Consider the following 18,493-nt stretch of genomic DNA (forward strand, 5'->3'; position numbering starts at 1 on the left):
TGCGTGGTCGAGGGATGGCTCTCTGAATGAAGCGGTGCATTAAAGCGCTGTTTTGAGGCTTTCTCAGGTTCCCTCTCGTTTGTTCATTGCCCGTTTGAGTATTGGCCGGCCCATCTGATGGTGGACGGTATGGGAGTGTTATGCATGAGTGAATTGGCCCAGGCGTTGCTGGCAGCAGTACCGGAAGATGGCGGCAGCATCGGCAATCAGGCCCTTTATGAGCGACTCAAGAGCCAGTTCACCGGCCTGAGTGAAGAGCAATTCTGGGAATCGCGCGACGCGCTAATCGGTGAGGGTGTGCTGGTCAAAGGCCGCGGGCGGGGTGGCTCCGTGCTGCGCGCCCAGGCCGCAGGTGCCAGCCTGGCGGCGCAGGCGCTGAGCAAGGCGCGGGAGCGTTTCGAGCCGGCGGTGGCCGAAGTATCCGCCAGCTATGGCGTCGAGGCGGCAGCCAGCAAGGCCAAGGTGGTCAAGGTACAGGCTGCCACCAGCATCGAGGCCATGGAGAAAACCCTCTGGGCCACCGCCGACAAGCTGCGCGCCAATATGGATGCTGCCGAGTACAAGCACATCGTGCTCGGACTGATCTTCCTCAAGTACATCTCCGACAGCTTCGCCGGCCGCCGTGCCGAGCTGGAACGCAAGCTGACCGACGAGAATGACGATTACTACTTGGGCGAAGACGACTCAGAGGCGCTCAACGCCGAGCTGGAAGACCGCGACTACTACCGCGAGGTCAACGTGTTCTGGGTGCCGGAAGTGGCTCGCTGGGAGGCGATCCGTGCCGCCGCCAAACAGGTGGATATCGGCAAGCGCATCGACGAGGCCCTGGCCGCCATCGAGGCGGAGAACCCCAAGCTGAAGAACATCCTTGACAAGCGCTACGCCCGCGCCCAATTGCCGGACGGCAAGCTTGGCGAGCTGGTGGATCTGATCTCCACCATCGGTTTCGGTGACGACGTGGGCCGCGCCCGCGACCTGCTCGGTCAGGTCTACGAATACTTCCTCGGCCAGTTTGCCAGCGCCGAAGGCAAGAAGGGCGGGCAGTTCTATACGCCGGCCAGCATCGTGAAAACCCTGGTGGCGGTGCTCAACCCGCACCACGGAAAGGTCTACGACCCCTGCTGTGGCTCGGGCGGCATGTTCGTGCAGTCGGAGAAGTTCATCGAGGCCCACGGCGGCAAGCTGGGCGACGTGTCCATCTACGGTCAGGAGTCCAACCCCACCACCTGGCGCCTGGCGGCGATGAACCTGGCCATTCGCGGCATCGATTTCAACCTGGGCAAGGAGCCGGCGGATACCTTTATCCGCAACCAGCACAGTGATCTACGCGCCGACTTCGTACTGGCCAACCCGCCGTTCAATATCAGCGACTGGTGGCACGGCAGCCTGGAAGGTGACCCGCGCTGGGTCTATGGCACGCCGCCGCAGGGCAACGCCAACTATGCCTGGTTGCAACACATGCTCTACCACCTAAAGCCCAATGGCCGCGCTGGCATCGTACTGGCTAACGGCTCGATGAGTTCCAGCCAGAACAGCGAAGGCGAGATTCGCCGCGCCATGGTCGAGGCCGATGTGGTGGAAGTGATGGTCGCCTTGCCCGGGCAGCTGTTCTTCAACACCCAGATTCCTGCTTGCCTGTGGTTCCTTGTCAAGGACAAGCGCCATGCCCTGAGCACTGGCGGCATCGACCGCAGCGGCCAGGTGCTGTTTATCGATGCACGCAAGCTGGGCTCCAGCGTCAGTCGTGTGCAGATCGAACTGACCGATGCTGATATCGAACGTATCGCCAGCACGGTGGCAACCTGGCGCGGCGAAGCGCTGGATGAAGGTGGGCAGGTTGGCGAGTACGTCGATATCCCCGGTTTCTGCCGCAGCGTCACCCTGGCGGAAATTGCCGAGCATGGGCATGTGCTGACGCCGGGGCGCTATGTTGGCGCTGAGGAAGTGGAGGATGACGGCGAAGCTTTTGCCGAGAAGATGCAGCGTCTGACCCAGCAACTGGGTGAGCAAATGCAGAAGGGCGCGGAACTCGATCAGTTGATCCGGCAGAAGCTGGGGGGGCTGGGGTATGAGTTCTGAGTGGCCTTTAAAAGAGCTTGAACTTATTGCTAATGAGGTAACGGTTGGCTACGTAGGCCCAATGGCTTCTGAGTATGTTGAGAATGGTGTTCCATTCCTTCGCTCGCTGAATATTGAGCCATTCCGGATCAATACCAATGAGATAAAGTACGTTACGCCTGAGTTTCATAAGCAAATCAAAAAATCGGCTCTTCGTCCTGGGGACGTAGCCATCGTTCGTACTGGAAAGCCTGGTACGTGCGCGGTCATCCCAGATTGGTTACCTGACGCTAATTGTTCTGATTTGGTGATTGTGCGGTGTGGGGAGCAAATTCGCCCGCGTTTTCTGTGTTACTGGGTTAACTCAGTAGCAGCTCATCACATCAGCTCACACACAGTTGGCGCTGTGCAACAGCATTTCAATGTTGGGGCAGCCAAGAAGATGAAGGTGGCTGTTCCGGATATATCCACGCAAGATGCTGTTGTTGAGGTTCTGGGCAGTATTGACGACCGCATCACCCTGCTACGCGAAACCAAGGCCACTCTGGAGGCCATCGCCCAGGCGCTGTTCAAGTCCTGGTTCGTCGATTTCGACCCCGTGCGCGCCAAGGCCGAAGGCCGCCAGCCGGAAGGCATGGACGCCACCACCGTCACCCTGTTTCCCGATAGCTTCGAAGAGTCCGAACTGGGATTGGTGCCGAAGGGGTGGCGGGTTAGTAGCCTTGACCGGATATCGGATGTTGGTATCGGGAAGACGCCGCCACGAAAGGAGCCGCAATGGTTCAGTGAAAGCTCTAACGATGTGCAATGGGTTTCTATCCGTGACATGGGGGCGTCAGGAACCTTTTTGACTGATACAAGTGAATACCTGACTGTTGATGCAGTTAGCCGATTTAATGTCCGGATGGTTCCTGATAATACGGTCTTGCTGAGCTTCAAAATGACGATTGGTAGGGTCGCCATTACCTATGGCGAGATGACTACGAATGAGGCTATTGCTCACTGTAAGATCACCGAGCAGTCACCGCTTTCTAGCGAGTATATTTATTTGTATCTGCGGCAGTTTGATTACTCGGCGTTGAGCAGCACATCGTCAATCGCTGACGCAGTGAACTCGAAAGCAGTTAAGGCTATTCCGATCATAGTGCCTAGTTCCGAAGTGGCTTCGGCGTTTCAGCAGGCTGTCAGTTCAATATTTGAACGAATCAAAACGATTCAGCAGCAAGCCAAAACCCTCACTCAACTCCGCGACACACTCTTACCCCGCCTGATCTCCGGCCAGCTTCGCATGCCGGAAGCACCGGCTGTGCTAAACGATATGGATATTGCCCAATGAACGAACCCATTGCCGAGCGCGAAGCGCTGTGGTCGCAGTTTCTCGAACGTTGGCCGCTGGAAAGCCTGCAGCAGATGACCCTTGAGGAATACAACCAGGCTGGCTCGGACAACCATTTTTGCCGTTGGCTGGAGAAACATACCGAGTCGTTGGGTTCAATCTGGGGTGGGTCGTCCTTCAAGTTCGGCGTTTTTTCCCGGCTGGACAAGCAGGAAAAGAGCAACCCTCATCGTGTATTCACCGATGATCACGCCTGGCTGAAGAAGTACGGCAACAGTGCGGAGCAGGCTTTCGCCAGCGTGCGCCAGCATATCGTTACGGTGGCTGAGGCGGCGCGTGCGGGCGATCTGGAGAGGATCGAGCAGGTTGACCTTGGCCCGGTGGTTAAGTGGAAAATCGCGTTCCTTTATCAGAACCAGCAAGACCCCTGCATCCTTTGCGTGTTCGCGGCCCGCGACCTCTGTGCAGCAGTGGGGCGCAAGGCCAGCCAGAATGAGAAGTTGGCGCCTTTGCAGCGTCAGTTGATGGCTCAGCGGCAGGGCCAGAGCCTTTTTGCCTACTCCGATCAGGTATGGGCGCAGGCGCAGGAATGGCATCGCAATCACAGCTTGGCCGAGCAGGCGCTGGATTTTTTCAGTGCCGACCCTGAGCGGTTCACCGAGATCAATGTCACCAAGAAAATGGCTGGCTTTCGCCTGAGCAATGACCGCGAACTGGCCTTGCTGCGCGAAAACGGCAAGCTGAGCCTGTTCGTTGCGCCTGGTAACTGGCAGCAGGCCATTGCGGGGCTGGACTGCGAAACATACTCACCCAAAGACACACGCCACAGTGGTCTTGCTTCCTGCGCGCCAGCATTGGCCGTCGGCAACCCGGCGCTGTCCATCAAGCTCGCCGATATGGCGGCGCTGGAAGCTTTCTGTTTGGCCTATGAGACTGACTCTGTGGATGAAGTGACTGCAGTGCAATCGGTAACTCCAAGTGGTGAGCGGCAGGTCGCGCCGCTCAATCAGATTCTGTACGGCCCGCCGGGCACCGGCAAGACCTACGAAACAATCGACGTCGCGCTTGAAGTTCTCGCGCCGCAACTCCTTGCGCTGCCGCGTGAGCAGCGCAAGCGGCATTTCGATGAGTTCGTTGCCCAGAAGCGCATTCGCTTCGTCACCTTCCACCAGAGCTTCAGCTACGAGGATTTCGTTGAGGGACTGAGGGCTTTGCCACCGAACAGCGAGGGTAACCCTGGTGGAATGTTGGCTTACGATGTGGCCAAGGGGGTGTTTGTCCAGCTGTGTTTGGATGCCAGTGGCGATCCGGTGCTGGAGCAGAAGCTGGGGCTGAAGAAGGATCCGACCATCTGGAAGATTTCTATCGAGGAGGCTAGCAGTGACGGGCGAACCCGGCGCTACTGCTTCCAGCATGGTGAAGCCCGTATCGGCTGGCACAAGGTGGGTGATATTCGCCAGGCCGATCTGGCCGATCCTTCGCTCAAGCTTGGCAGCAATGACCAGAGCTCACTGGCCAGCTTCGGGAATGAGATCGAAGAGGGTGATGTGCTGGTCTGCCTGGGTACTCGCAAGAGTATCTGTGCGGTGGGGGTGGTTACCGGCGAGTATGAGTACAACCCCGAGGTGCCGGAGGGGGTGCGCAAGGATTATGTGCATCGTCTGCCGGTCAACTGGCTGCTGACCGATATTGACTTCGACATCACCGAGCTCAATGGCGGTCGTGGCCTGACGCTGAAAACCGTGTACCCCATGAGCCGCATCAGTTGGCCTGAATTGCAGCAGGGGTTACAGCAGGCCGGCCTCAGCCTGGTGGGCGAGGCTAAGCGGCCCGTGGTTGGGCCGAAATTGCCGCATGTGCTGATTATTGACGAGATTAACCGCGGCAACATCTCGCGCATTTTCGGTGAGCTGATCACGCTGATCGAGCCGTCCAAGCGTGCCGGTGCCTCGGAGGCGCTTGAGGCCGTGTTGCCATACTCGAAGCGGCATTTCAGTGTGCCGGACAACGTCTACCTGATCGGCACTATGAACACCGCCGACCGCTCGCTGGCGGGGCTGGATATTGCCCTGCGTCGACGTTTCGTGTTCCGCGAGATGCCGCCACGGCCCGAGCTGCTGGATGACGTTGAGCTAGCTGGGCTGAATATCGGCCAACTGCTGCGGGTGATGAACCAGCGTATCGAGGTGCTGCTGGATCGGGATCATTGCCTGGGGCATGCCTACTTTATGCCGCTCACAGGTGACCCGACGTTGGCGCGGCTTGAAAGCATCTTCCGCAACCAGATTCTGCCCCTGTTGCAGGAGTACTTCTTCGAGGACTGGCAGCGTATTCAGTGGGTGTTCAACGACCACCGCAAGCCGATATTCGACCGCTTTGTGGAGCAGGACAAACAGGATGTGGCGGCACTATTCGGCAACATCAGCGTGCCGGCCCAAGGTGGCTTATGGCGAATCAATGATGCAGCGTTCAAGCGGCTTTCTGCGTATGCGGGCGTCATCGCGGTGAATACCAAGGCCGAGGAGCCAGCAGAAGAATTAGAGGAGGCGAGTGCTTGAGCGCATTCGTCAGCGTTCGTGAATACGCTCGCCTGACCACGGCTGCCGTCGCACCCGGCAACCTCGACTGTGCGCAGATTTCTGAATCAGCCTTTGACTGGCTCTGTGAGCTGAGTGCTAGCTTCAATCGCAATGGCGCCACGTTGCTGCAGGTAGAGGGGCGGCGCTCGCTGAAATGGGACAGCTACGTGGGTGTGCTGGAAACGCCCTGCGGTACGCGCCTGGAGATTCTGCCCAAGCACCATGAGCAGGGCGATTGTCTGGTGAAGGGGCGTGCGCTTCTGCGCAAGCTGATTCAGCGGGCTTTGCAGCTCAAACCCCGCGAGGCCTCGGTGGCGAGCCTTGAGCTGTTCGATGCACCGCTCAGTGAGTGGGTGATGGGCCAGTTCCTTTCGGAGCTGGATCTGCTGGTCAAACGTGGGGTGCGCTTCGACTACCAGCGCATCGAGGAGGAACAGCGTTTTCTCCGAGGCCAGCTCAATGTGGTTGCACAGATGCGCCAGCCACCGGGGCGCCAGCATCACTTCCAGATTCGTCACGATGTGTTCCTGCCGGACCGTGCCGAGAACCGCTTGCTCAAGCTGGCGTTGGAGCAGGTGGCCAAGAGTACGGAGGATGCCGCCAACTGGCGCCTGGCCAACGAGCTGCGGGCGATGCTGGCCGAGGTGCCGGTTAGCAAGCAGGTGAGCCAGGATTTACGCGCCTGGAGCCGCGACCGGCTGATGGCGCATTACCAGGCGATAAAGCCCTGGTGCGAGCTGATCCTCAACCAGCAGATGCCTATTGCCGTGAGTGGCGAGTGGCGCGGCATGAGCTTGCTGTTTCCGATGGAGAAGCTGTTCGAGTGCTATGTGGAGGGCTGGCTCCGGCAACGCTTGCTACCCGGTGCGAAACTGACCTCACAAGCCAGCCGGCACCACCTGTGCAGGCATGACAGCGGAAAGATGTTCTGCTTGAAACCGGACTTGCTGATCGACACGCCGAAGCAGCGCTGGATTCTCGACACCAAGTGGAAGCGCATCGATGCCGGTAAACCTGAGAAAAACTACGACCTGAGTCAGAGCGATTTCTATCAGCTGTTTGCTTATGGCCACAAGTACTGCAATGACACTGGCATTCCGACGCTCGTGCTGATTTATCCGTGGTGGTCTGGTTTACGCAAGGCGCTGCCGGTGTTCGACTACGGTGAGGGGATGAAGCTTTGGGTGTTGCCGTTTGAGCTGGATGGGGAAGGCTGTCTGGTGGATGCCGAGGCGGCCGGTCTTGCGCTATGTAGTGATAGAGTCAGTCGAAATCCGCTGTGGCTGAGCGGATGAGACAAATTCAGCGATTAGATCCGGTAGCAGATATTCATGACGTGATGCGTTGCTTGTCCCTCATAAGTTGCAAGGACACTGTTCGAAGTGCCTCTGGCATGATCCAATCCGTTTATTTGCACGGCGTGGCTGATGGCATTCCCTGCTCGCTAGTTAATGGAGATTACACATGCTGAAAAGCCTGTTGCTTGAAGGCGTAGGCCCAGCCAAAACCTTTGGCCCGGTAGACTTTGCGCCGCGGCTTAACTTCATCACCGGTGATAACGGCTTGGGCAAGAGCTTTTTGCTGGATATCGCCTGGTGGTCTCTGACTCGCACCTGGGCGCGGGGCGTGCCTGCGGTGCCGCCGACCAGCAGCAAGAAGAGCAGCATTACCTATGCCTTCAGTAAATCGACATCAGGTGACTTTGCAGAGACCAGCGTATTCAAACGCAGTGATCAGCTATGGCCAACAAAGCAGGGCCGACCAGCTATTCCGGGTGTGGTGATCTACGCCGGGGTCGATGGCAGCTTTTCCGCTTGGGACCCCGCGCGCAACTACTGGCAAGGCAATGATGCGGCGGAGCGCCCCAGGGCATTCAACTTCACCCCGGAGCAGGTGTGGAACGGGCTTGAGGGGCCGAACGGCATTCGCTACTGCAACGGGCTGATTCACGACTGGGTGCTGTGGCAGAAGGGGCGGGATGAGGCTTTTTCAGACCTGATCAAAGTCTTGGCTGCACTGTCTCCCTCGGGCGTTGAACATCTTGAGCCGGGCCAGCCTGTGCGGCTGGGGCTAGACGTTAAAGACTACCCTTCACTACGCATGAGCTATGGACAGGATGTGGCGTTGGTACATGCTTCAGCCGGTATGCGCCGAATCGCAGCATTGGCTTATTTGTTGGTTTGGACCTGGCGCGAACATCGCCTTGCGTGTGAGCAGACCGGGCGTAAACAGGCCAAGGAAATCGTCTTTCTAATCGATGAGATCGAATGCCATCTGCACCCGCAGTGGCAGCGTCGGGTGGTGCCTGCATTGCTGCGGGTAATGCAGGCGCTGACCGGCAAGAAGGTGCCGGTGCAGCTTATTGTGGCCACCCATTCCCCGCTGGTGCTGGCATCGGTCGAGCCAGAGTTCGATGAAGCGACGGATGTTGTATTCAACATCGGCTTGTGTGATGGACAGGCTGAAGTCAGTAAAGAGCCCTGGGCCAAGCAAGGGGATGTGGTGAACTGGCTAGTGTCAGACTCGTTTGGCTTGCGCCAGGCTCGATCTGTCGAGGCGGAGCAAGCCATTGAAGCCGCTGAAGCCTGGATGCGAGGAGATAAAGCTGCTCTGCCAGAAAAGTTGCATTCTCAGGGCGCCATCCACAAGGAACTGATGCGTGTACTCCCGGGACATGACGAATTCTGGCCGCGCTGGCTGGTTGAGACTCGGCAACTACCGCGCAGGTCGGGTGATGCATGATCGAAATTGATCAGAGGCTTATGGCCGAGCCCGCTGAGTTCGATGAAAAATGCCGCAGGAAGGGTGCTCAGTGGCTCGCTGCGCATCCCAAGGCGAGCAGGAAGCCAGGGAGGACGCGGCCCAAAGACATTTGGACCCCGTTCAAGCCTGCGCTGGCAGATGCGTTTCGAGAGCTGTGTGCGTATGGCGCTATGTATGAACCAGTTGGCACCGTGGATCACTTTCTGCCAGTCGATGCCGATGAGGCGTTGGCCTACGAATGGAGCAACTACCGCTTTGCATCGGGCTGGATCAACAGCAGTAAGAACAAGGCTGTCACAATCCTCGACCCACTTGATGTGCGTGAAGGCTGGTTCGAGATGCTGTTGCCTTCGTTGCAGCTCGTCGTGGTGCCCGAGCGGGTGCCCGAACCATTGCGTGAGTTGGCGGTGAAGACCCTTGAGCGCCTGCATCTGCAGGATGATGAGCGAGTACTGCGACAGCGTCGTGGCTGGTATCGCAAATATCAGGAGGGCAAGCTGACGCTCGACGGGCTGCGTGAGGTTGCGCCTCTGATTGCTCGAGCCGTAGAGAAGCAGAATGCTGCAGTTCTGCCATAAGCGAACAAGCACCGATCAAGTAACCAAGCATGTAAAGCTCGCTCTCCGCGTGGTCGTGCCACGCCATCCGAGTGATGCTCCCGCCAGGTAAGGCAGTGAAATGACCGAAGATCAGCTAGAAAAAGAAGCGCTCGAATGGCTCGGAGAGCTGGGCTACACGCACCTCTATGGCCCGGATATCGCCCACGACGGCGATAACCCTGAGCGCGAGAGCTATCGCGACGTGCTTTTGAGCATGCGCCTGCGCTTGGCCATCGCCCGACTCAACCCGCAGATCCCTCTGGCGGTGCGTGAGGACGCCTTGCGCCAGGTGCTGGAGCTGGGCGTGCCGGTGCAGCTGTCGGCCAACCGCCTGTTCCATCGTTTGCTGGTCGGCGGTGTGCCGGTGCAATACCAGAAGGACGGCGAGACCCGCGGCGATTTCGTGCGGTTGATCGACTGGGCAAATGTGCGGGCCAACGAGTGGCTGGTGATCAACCAGTTCAGCATCCAGGGGCCGAAACATACGCGCCGGCCGGACATCATCCTGTTCGTCAACGGCCTGCCACTGGTGCTGCTGGAGTTGAAGAACCCGGCGGATGTGAATGCCGATTTGGTAAAGGCGTTCGACCAGCTCCAGACCTACAAGGAGCAGATTCCGGACGTCTTTCACTACAACGAGATTCTGGTGATCAGCGATGGCAGCGAGGCGCGCATGGGCTCGCTGTCTGCAGATATCGAGCGCTTCGCCCGTTGGCGCACCATCGATGGGGTCACGGTGGATCCGCTGGGTGAGTTCAACGAGCTGGAGACGCTGGTGCGTGGCGTGCTGCAGCCGGCGATGCTGCTGGATTACCTACGCTACTTCGTGCTGTTCGAGGATGACGGAAGGCTGGTGAAGAAGATTGCCGGCTATCACCAGTTCCATGCCGTGCGTGCGGCGATCCAGCAGGTGGTCAGCGCCTCGCGCCCTGGCGGCACGCACAAGGGCGGGGTGGTCTGGCATACCCAGGGCTCGGGCAAGAGCATCACCATGACCTGCTTCGCCGCCCGGGTGATGCAGGAAGCGGCGATGGAGAACCCGACCATCGTGGTGATTACCGACCGCAACGACCTGGACGGCCAACTGTTCGGCGTGTTCTCGCTGTCGCAGGATCTGCTGCGTGAACAGCCAGTACAGGCGCTTACCCGCGGCGATCTGCGCGAGAAACTGGCCAACCGCCCCAGTGGCGGCATTGTCTTCGCCACCATCCAGAAGTTCATGCCGGGCGAGGATGAAGACAGCTTCCCGGTGTTGTCCATGCGCTCGAATATCGTGGTGGTGGCCGACGAGGCGCACCGCACCCAATACGGCTTCAGTGCTTCGCTGAAGGTGCCGGACCTTAAGGTGGCCGAGGCCGGTGCCCGCTACCAGGTGGGTTATGCCCAGCATCTACGCGACGCTCTGCCCAACGCTACCTTCGTGGCCTTTACCGGCACGCCGGTGTCCAGCGAAGACCGCGACACCCGTGCGGTGTTCGGCGACTACATCCACGTCTACGACATGCAACAGGCCAAGGAAGATGGCGCCACCGTGGCCATCTACTACGAGTCGCGGCTGGCCAAGCTGTCGCTCAAAGACTCTGAGCTGGAGCATATCGACGACGAGGTCGACGAGCTGGCCGAGGATGAGGAGGAGGATCAGCAGTCACGCTTGAAGTCGCGCTGGGCCGCGTTGGAAAAAATCGTGGGGGCCGAGCCGCGTATCAAGAGCGTGGCGGCCGATTTGGTGGCGCACTTCGAGGAACGCAACCAGGCGCAAAACGGCAAGGCCATGGTGGTGGCCATGAGTCGTGAGATCTGCGTGCACCTGTACAACGAGATCATCGCCCTGCGCCCCGAATGGCACGATGAGGATCCGGAGAAGGGCGCGGTGAAGATCGTCATGACCGGTAGCGCATCGGACAAGGCACTGCTGCGCCCGCATATTTACCCGGGGCAGGTGAAGAAGCGCCTGGAGAAACGTTTCAAGGACCCTGCCGATCCGCTGCAATTGGTGATCGTCCGCGACATGTGGCTGACCGGTTTCGATGCGCCCTGCGTGCATACCCTGTATGTCGACAAGCCGATGAAGGGCCATAACCTGATGCAGGCCATCGCCCGGGTGAACCGGGTGTTCAAGGACAAGCAGGGCGGCCTGGTAGTGGATTACATCGGCATTGCCAACGAACTGAAGGCGGCGCTCAAGGAGTACACCGCCAGCAAAGGCAGGGGGCAGCCCACCGTCGATGCCCATGAAGCCTATGCGGTGCTGGAGGAAAAGCTCGATGTGCTACGTAGCCTGCTGTATGGCTTCGATTACGGAGACTTCCTGACTGGCGGACACAAGCTGCTGGCCGGTGCCGCCAACCATGTGCTGGGGCTGGAGGACGGAAAGAAGCGATTTGCCGACAATGCTCTGGCCATGAGCAAGGCGTTTACCTTGTGCTGCACCCTGGACGAGGCCAAAGCCGTTCGGGAGGAGGTGGCTTTCCTACAGGCCATCAAGGTGCTGCTGATCAAGCGTGACATCAGCGCCCAAAAGAAAACCGACGAAGAACGTGAGCTGGCGATCCGCCAGATCATCGGCAATGCTGTAGTCTCCGGCGAGGTGGTGGATGTGTTCGAGGCGGTCGGTCTGGACAAGCCCAATATCGGCCTGCTCGATGATGAGTTCCTTGCCGAGGTGCGCAACCTACCGGAGAAAAACCTGGCGGTTGAGCTACTGGAGCGCCTGCTGGAGGGTGAGATCAAGAGCAAGTTCGCCAGCAACCTGGCCCAGGAGAAGAAGTTCTCCGAGCTGCTCGATAGCGTGATCAAGCGCTACCAGAACCGCTCCATCGAGACCGCCCAGGTCATCGAAGAGCTGATCGAGATGGCCAAGAAATTTGCTGCAGCGAGCAAGCGTGGAGATGCGCTGGGCCTGAATGATGACGAGTTGGCTTTCTACGATGCGCTGGCCAATAACGAGGCCTCGGTGCGAGAGCTGGGCGATGAGATCCTAGCCAAGATCGCCCATGAGCTGACCGATAGCCTGCGCCAGAACGTAACCGTAGACTGGAGTAATCGTGACAGTGTGCGGGCCAAGCTGCGGCTTCTGGTCAAGCGCATCCTGCGTAAATATAAGTATCCGCCGGATCAGCAGGAGGAGGCGGCACAACTAGTGCTGGCACAGGCTGAGACACTCTGTGAGGCATGGATGTAGGGCTGTACAAATGCCATAACGGTCACCTCATCGCTCGCTCGCCAACTTGGGACTGGCTGAAGCTGGTCCTCAAACATTAGAAGTCAGTTACTAAAAGCCTATGCGATGTATCTTCTGCAAAAGCGACTCAACAAGCTCACGTAGTGTTGAACACATCATCCCAGAATCAGCTGGAAACACAAAACGTGTATTGCGGGCTGGTATTGTCTGTGATAAGTGCAATAACTACTTTGCGCGCAGAGTTGAGCAACCGGTTCTAACTCACTCATGGATGAGAAATGTCCGTGCATGGGAGCAAGTTCCCAATAAGAAAGGAACATATCCATCTCTGGTTGGCCACATTGCTGGTACCGATATCGCAGTGAATATGCGCCGCTCGTCAAGTGGGATGGTTCACCTAAATACGGAAAAAAGTAACGATATGCCTGCTCTTTCTGAAGTCATTATTAATGAATTTGAGCAGCCACTGTTTTTCACAATCAACGATGATCCACCACAACGGGAAATGTCGAGGTTTCTTTGCAAAATGGCTTACGAGGCGGTTGCAGAGTTGTTCTGCGAAAGCCCCCAAGGCCCATCTCATTTGAGCAACGAGCCTTTCTTTGACAATGTTCGCGAATACGCTCGGTATGGAAACAATTTTAAGGAATGGCCATTTTCGCAGAGACGCGTGTTCCCCCACGATACATTGATGCAACACCCTCTCACGAATGAATGGGTTCAAGCCGGCTTTGGCTTTGGACTTTTTATGAACAGGCGGCAGGAAACACTTTTTTGCTTTCTTTTCTATGGCGTCGAGTTCGTCATAAATGTAGGCGGACCATCAATTGCTGGCTATAACGAGTGGATCGATGAGCATGAGGGAATCAGTCCATTGGTTGAGCGCTTAGGTTGTCGCTTAGCACAAGGAGAGGATCGCAAGCACTATCTCCACGGCAACTTTGAAATATCCCAAGGTCTTGAATTTGATAAAAAGCATGGCTATTGTCCTTTCCTCCTGTAGCTCATTGACGTCTAACAACTGGTTCAAACCGTTCGCCTCGCTCACTGGGACGTGCTAAAGCCCCTCTTAATCAAACATAAGCTGTCTGAGGTGAGCGACCCTTCTGGTCGATTGCTGCCCTTCGCGAGAGGCGCTATGGGTCCAGGCTGTGTGAAAACCCCTGCTGCATTTGGATGATCGCGCTCGTACGTGAAATCTGAAAAGAGATGGCGGCTCAGCCCCAGATTTTGCGTAGACGCGCAATTTTTAGGATGTTTTTTGAACAGCCACATCGGTCGAGAGGTTTTCACACAGCCTGGGTCGGTTGCGGTCGGTCGTGATTATCAAAGTCAGACCTTCTTAGCACTTGAAGACCCAAGCTCTTTCTAAACGGCGAGCCAGCAGCCGGATGGTCAGCAGGTAGTAATATCGAGTTGCTTTGCATCGCCTCGCTAGTCGGTGGTCGCGAAACCAAGCAAGATGTTTTTTCTTCCAACTCCAAGGTGTTTCTAGCTGCCAGCGTTCAGATATCTCTGCTTGGATGAGCCTAGCTTGCCGTAAATGGCGCTGCCGCGTTGCGTACGATCCCGTCAGCACCGCAGCCAAGAACAGTTCCATATCGAATGGCTTGCTCATATGCGTCCTCCAATGTAGGCCGCGACCACATCGATTCGACCGTGCCCTAGCTCATAGCTGATTAGCCTCCGGGCCTCACGATCTAGGTTGCTGTCTACCTGGCAACATAAGCCGCCGTTGATAGGCGCAGGGTGTTGCGTAATTTGCTCATAGCGTTCACATGCGTACGCCGCTCGTAGCTCATGGAAGCCTTTGAGGTTGTGTGCATGCAGGACGTCCCGCGCTGGGCGGATGATTTCCTGCAGAACAGTCAGATAGCTTTCGTCTGGCGCAATCAGGTTGCTGCTACTCGCAGGCGACACCTGCCGTGCAAACCCAAGTGCGTCTTGAACATGGTGGTCCATCGCAATCCATCGTGGCGCTGAGGCGCCAGCTCGGCCACCTTTGGTGCCATCCTGGATGTTGATCCTGCCTAGGTCGTTAGCCTCACGGCTCAGCCGTGGCAAGTCGGCTAGGATGGCCTCACGCAAGCGCATGCCGGTGGCTCGCGCCAATAAAACGATTGCAGCAGCCCGTAGCTGATGATCGCGGCAAAGCACATCGACAATCTGTTTAACCTGTTTGCGGTCTTGGCCCTGCGGCACTGAGTGTCGAACTCCGCTGCGCTTCATACCCAATGCCTTACTCGGGCTTGGCAACTTCACATACTGATCACCGCGAAGCGCTGCCATGGTCCTGTTAACGCTGGATAGGCGGTTTTGTGCGGTGCTGACGGCGAGATCACCGCGCCTAACCACGTCGCGTAGATAATCCGCATAGTCGGCCAACACCTTCCGATCAATCTGCCGCGCATCATTGATACCGGGCCCCTGTTCGGAACGGCACCACCAGACGAATGCCTGCCACCGATCACAGTGCGCTTTGACCGTGCCGTAATGACCGCCGCCGAACATGTCTTTCAGCGCTTGCGGCCCTGCGTAGCTCAATTGTCTGCCGTAACCGAAATTGCGGCCATTGCGTCTACCCACCAATGCCATGTCAGTCACCTCATCATCCGCTCTCCGATCCTCGCCCCACGTCATCCCGCTAAGAATGCTGAGTGTTATCAGGGATCAAGGCCCCTGCGACCTGTGGGGAATGTCCTCTACGCGGGACTGGCGGCTCCTTACGTCCGGGAGCAAGGGCATCTCATGATCTGGCCTCCTGAGCACCGTTACCGGTGGGCGGGTGGAGGCAGCACTGGCTGACGAGACCAGCGCCTGAAGATCCTGAGCCAGGTGCAAGCAGCACTGCGATGACCGGGGCATGCCTGACTGTCAGTCAGGTGCAGTCCATTCCTTGGTCTGCGGCACCATCATCTACATGGCTGTTGCTGGTGACATCGGCGTTTGTCACGCCGATTGTCACGAGGGGGAATGCCGCAAAGCCCTGTGCGATCAGGGCTGCAGCAGTGGTAGAAGTGCCCGTCTCTTTCCACAGAAAGAGACGGGCACAGGTTGGCGCAATAGTCGGCCAAGCGGATAGGTTGCTGCAGGGCAGCGAGGTACGGTGTATCTGGCGCACGAGCGCTATATGTGTAAGAGCATCCATCACATGGGGCGTGACCGTACGAGCTGCCGGATGCGAATCGTACTTGGGCTGAACCACCGCGGGAGCGGCGTGACCTTTAAGGCTCGGGTCACCTGGGGTGCTGTCATCGACAGCCTTTGCACGGCCAGTTCTACGCCTGTGGATGAACCTGGTCAAGGGCCGAAATTAAGCGCCCTTGAGGACGTGAAAAGCGGTTATCCATCGGTGGAATTACTTGGTAAATCCCGGACAACGTCGTGGCTTTTAGCTCTTCAAAATGAGGTCCATCCAAACAGGGCGGCTTTGCAGCCCTGTTTGGATGGACCCGCGCTGATAAGCAGATAAGCGAGGCTGCTTGCCCCGAATCTTGGGCGTTCAGTTGTTTCCGCAATTCTTGCGCCGTACAGAGCTAGCGTATCGGCACCACGTTCTTGTCTTTGACTTGGCCGTATGCTGATGCAAGCAGACTGCCGGTGGCGGCCTTCTGGATGTACTCACTCCACCAAGCCATCATCGGACGCCGGCGCTCGATGTAGTCGGCTCGGTTGTAGGCGCTGCGCACCTCATCCTTGTCGACATGCGCCAGTGCGACCTCAATGAGTTCGGGGTCCCACCCATGTTCATTCAAGATGGTGCTGGCCATCGAGCGCATACCGTGGCTGACCAATCGATCCTGAAAGCCCATGCGTTTCAATGCCATGTTGGCGGTCTGGCTGTTGGCATGGGTACGCGGATTTCTGTCAGCCGGAAAGACGTATTCGCGATGGCCGCTGTGAGTCTTCAGTGATTCCAGCAGCGCGACAGCGTGATCACTCAACGGGATGCTGTGTGGGCGGCGCTTCTTCATCCGCTCCGGAGGGATAGTCCAGACACGCCATTCAAAGTCGATGTCTGCCCAGCGAGTGGTCGCCGCCTCGGCAGGGCGAGTCATGGTGTGCAACTGCCATTCGATCAGGCAACGGGTGGTGCGTTTGATGCTGGCGTTCGCGATCTCCAGCATGAGCTCGGGGAGCTCTTCGGGTGGTAGCGCAGCCATGTTCTCTTTCTTGGGCTTCTTGAAGACTGCCCTGATGCCACTGAGCGGGTTGGCGAAGATCAGGCCGGAGTTTACGCCGTAGGTCATGATCTCTTTTAGCCGCTGGCTAAGTCGCTTGACCGTCTCAAGGCTGCCTTTCGCTTCGATTGGACGAAGCAATGCGATCACCATCGGCGCGGTGATTTTCGTCAGTGGTGTCGTCTTCAAATCGGGGAACACGTGCAGTGTGAGCGACCGCCAGATGTCCTCGGCGTAGGCTGGGGTGACCGAGTGTTTCTTGAGCTCGAACCAGGTGGTGGCCACGTTCTCGAAGGTATGTTCCGTTTCTGCGCGCTTGGCTTCATTCAACGTATTGCGCTGCACCTTCGGATCGATGCCTTGGGCGAGCAGCTCGCGCGCTTCGACTGCCATCTTTCGTGCATTCGCCAGCGACAGTTCGGGATAGGTCCCGAAGCCAATGTTGATGCGCTTCTTGGTCACCGGTTCGCGGTAGTTGAAATTCCACAGCAACGAGCCGTTGCTGCGTACGCGGAGCTGCAAACCGTCGCCGTCCGTGAGGACGTAATCCTTGGACGCGGGTTTGACTCCCTTGAGTTGTCGATCGGAGAGGCGGAGGTTTTGAGCAGGTATGAGATTGTCCTCAAGCACTGATTCGGTATTCCAAAGATTAGCACCGGGTGAGCTGGAATACCGCCTGGAATACCCGAATGGCTGGAACTCAAAAACTCTTGAAAGACCGCAAAAGCGCTGGAGGCCGCGTATTTTCTGGGTTTCAGGCACAAAAAAAGACGTCCGTGGACGTCTTTTTTTGATCATTTGGTGGAGCCGGGGGGATTTGAACCCCCGTCCGCCAGTACTCCGCTGTCGGTACTACATGCTTAGCCGTGTCTACTGATTTAATCCGCAGCCGCCCGACGGGCAGGGTGCTTTGGATGAGTTGTGTAAGTTTTAGTCACTTCGCCCACAACGTGCTACGCGACGATCCTGTTCTGTATGACAATCAGTTCGGGTTTACAGGCATCCCCTAGTGATTGCTGGAGCCGAAGCTACCAGAAGCAACGGGTCAAGAGGGCCGCTTACGCAGCCAGCTTGTACTCCGCGCCGTAGTTTTCGTCATTGGCAACTATAAAAGTTGCAACAGTGGATTTACGAGTTCTGTTACCAACTCGGCATGCACCTAGAGTTTCGCTACCGGCGTCGAATCCTAATCGGCCCCACACTAGCGCTTGGCTAACGCACCTTACGGCACGTGAGGTGGAGTATACGCCATTGCGCGGGCGACGTCGACAGCCGGTCCTGTCGCCCGCTTTCAGGCTCACGCACCGCCGCTGCCGGTGCCGCTGCCTTTCTCGGTTTTCTCCAGGCGTTCCAGCACTTTGCTGGTGATGGCGATGCATTCCTTGGTGTCGCCGGAGGCCTGGGCGGCCTTGGCTTTGTCGACGTGCTCGGTGATGGCCTTGTCCAGGCCTTCGGAGGTGGCGCCGGCGGTGGCCATGCTGTCGTCGATCTTTTGCAGGTTGGTGGTGCAGAGGTCTTCGGCGGCAAATACAGGCGAAGCCAGTAGGGTGGCGGCCGCGAACAGGGCCGAAAGCGCGGTACCTTTCATGGGTGTCTCCTCTGGGGCCTCTGGAAGGTGGGCCTGTAAGGTGGACTGTGGGGGATTGGCGGGGGTTCAATCGGGATCGGGGCTGCTGGTGCTCGCCTTTGTTTCTATAGCACCTGGTAGACCGAGCGCCGCCCGCGCGGCGCATCGCGAGCTGCGCTCGCTCCTACGTTTGTTTCGGGCCAGTTATGCCTGCGACAGGCTCGCGCGA

At 57.8% G+C, this 18,493-nt stretch carries 12 protein-coding genes, 1 other RNA gene and 1 pseudogene; 9 read left to right on the top strand and 5 right to left on the bottom strand.

Annotated features, from left to right (window positions below):
* The first annotated feature begins 144 nt into the window (after nt 1-144).
* The 9 genes and pseudogenes from FHW75_RS04080 to FHW75_RS04115 all read left to right on the top strand — a co-directional run bounded on the left by FHW75_RS04080 (nt 145) and on the right by FHW75_RS04115 (nt 13,519).
* Nucleotides 145-2,079, top strand: a complete 1,935-nt coding sequence (locus FHW75_RS04080; protein ID WP_183673169.1) for a class I SAM-dependent DNA methyltransferase — start codon at nt 145-147, stop codon at nt 2,077-2,079.
* On the top strand, nt 2,069-3,394 hold the full coding sequence (locus FHW75_RS04085; RefSeq protein ID WP_183673171.1) for a restriction endonuclease subunit S: 1,326 nt from the start codon (nt 2,069-2,071) through the stop codon (nt 3,392-3,394). Before FHW75_RS04080 ends, FHW75_RS04085 begins: the two co-directional genes overlap by 11 nt.
* A 74-nt stretch (nt 3,395-3,468) precedes the next feature.
* Nucleotides 3,469-5,952 carry an AAA family ATPase gene (locus FHW75_RS26720; RefSeq protein ID WP_260308730.1) on the top strand — a complete coding sequence of 828 codons (2,484 nt, stop codon included), beginning with the start codon at nt 3,469-3,471 and terminating at the stop codon, nt 5,950-5,952.
* The gene (locus tag FHW75_RS04095) at nt 5,949-7,268 is read left to right on the top strand and encodes an McrC family protein (protein ID WP_183673173.1); all 1,320 of its coding nucleotides are present in this window, start codon (nt 5,949-5,951) and stop codon (nt 7,266-7,268) included. Before FHW75_RS26720 ends, FHW75_RS04095 begins: the two co-directional genes overlap by 4 nt.
* A 169-nt stretch (nt 7,269-7,437) precedes the next feature.
* Nucleotides 7,438-8,715: an AAA family ATPase gene (locus FHW75_RS04100; RefSeq protein ID WP_183673175.1), complete on the top strand. Its 1,278-nt coding sequence runs from the start codon at nt 7,438-7,440 to the stop codon at nt 8,713-8,715.
* Nucleotides 8,712-9,314 carry a hypothetical protein gene (locus tag FHW75_RS04105; protein ID WP_183673177.1) on the top strand — a complete coding sequence of 201 codons (603 nt, stop codon included), beginning with the start codon at nt 8,712-8,714 and terminating at the stop codon, nt 9,312-9,314. The genes FHW75_RS04100 and FHW75_RS04105 overlap by 4 nt, the downstream gene beginning before the upstream one ends.
* A 100-nt stretch (nt 9,315-9,414) precedes the next feature.
* Nucleotides 9,415-12,516 (top strand): type I restriction endonuclease subunit R, encoded by a 3,102-nt coding sequence (locus FHW75_RS04110; RefSeq protein WP_183673179.1) that lies wholly within the window; start codon nt 9,415-9,417, stop codon nt 12,514-12,516.
* A gap of 100 nt (nt 12,517-12,616) precedes the next feature.
* Nucleotides 12,617-12,766: pseudogene (locus FHW75_RS27080) on the top strand (HNH endonuclease); the annotation flags it as partial.
* Nucleotides 12,767-12,877: 111 nt separating this feature from the next.
* Nucleotides 12,878-13,519, top strand: a complete 642-nt coding sequence (locus FHW75_RS04115) for a hypothetical protein (protein ID WP_260308732.1) — start codon at nt 12,878-12,880, stop codon at nt 13,517-13,519.
* A 339-nt stretch (nt 13,520-13,858) separates the two neighbouring features.
* Here FHW75_RS04115 and FHW75_RS04120 read toward each other — a convergent pair whose 3' ends face one another.
* The 5 genes from FHW75_RS04120 to FHW75_RS04140 all read right to left on the bottom strand — a co-directional run bounded on the left by FHW75_RS04120 (nt 13,859) and on the right by FHW75_RS04140 (nt 18,285).
* Nucleotides 13,859-14,134 (bottom strand): hypothetical protein, encoded by a 276-nt coding sequence (locus FHW75_RS04120; RefSeq protein ID WP_183673183.1) that lies wholly within the window; start codon nt 14,132-14,134, stop codon nt 13,859-13,861.
* Nucleotides 14,131-15,111: an integrase domain-containing protein gene (locus FHW75_RS04125; protein WP_183673185.1), complete on the bottom strand. Its 981-nt coding sequence runs from the start codon at nt 15,109-15,111 to the stop codon at nt 14,131-14,133. Before FHW75_RS04125 ends, FHW75_RS04120 begins: the two co-directional genes overlap by 4 nt.
* Before the next feature lie 941 nt (nt 15,112-16,052).
* Nucleotides 16,053-17,309 (bottom strand): integrase domain-containing protein, encoded by a 1,257-nt coding sequence (locus FHW75_RS04130; RefSeq protein ID WP_183673207.1) that lies wholly within the window; start codon nt 17,307-17,309, stop codon nt 16,053-16,055.
* 187 nt (nt 17,310-17,496) lie between these two features.
* Nucleotides 17,497-17,895, bottom strand: a transfer-messenger RNA (tmRNA) gene (gene ssrA / locus FHW75_RS04135).
* A gap of 99 nt (nt 17,896-17,994) precedes the next feature.
* The gene (locus tag FHW75_RS04140) at nt 17,995-18,285 is read right to left on the bottom strand and encodes a hypothetical protein (protein ID WP_012274266.1); all 291 of its coding nucleotides are present in this window, start codon (nt 18,283-18,285) and stop codon (nt 17,995-17,997) included.
* Nucleotides 18,286-18,493 lie beyond the last annotated feature (208 nt).

It is taken from the genome of Pseudomonas sp. OG7 (assembly GCF_014192825.1).
Lineage (GTDB): Bacteria > Pseudomonadota > Gammaproteobacteria > Pseudomonadales > Pseudomonadaceae > Aquipseudomonas > Aquipseudomonas monteilii.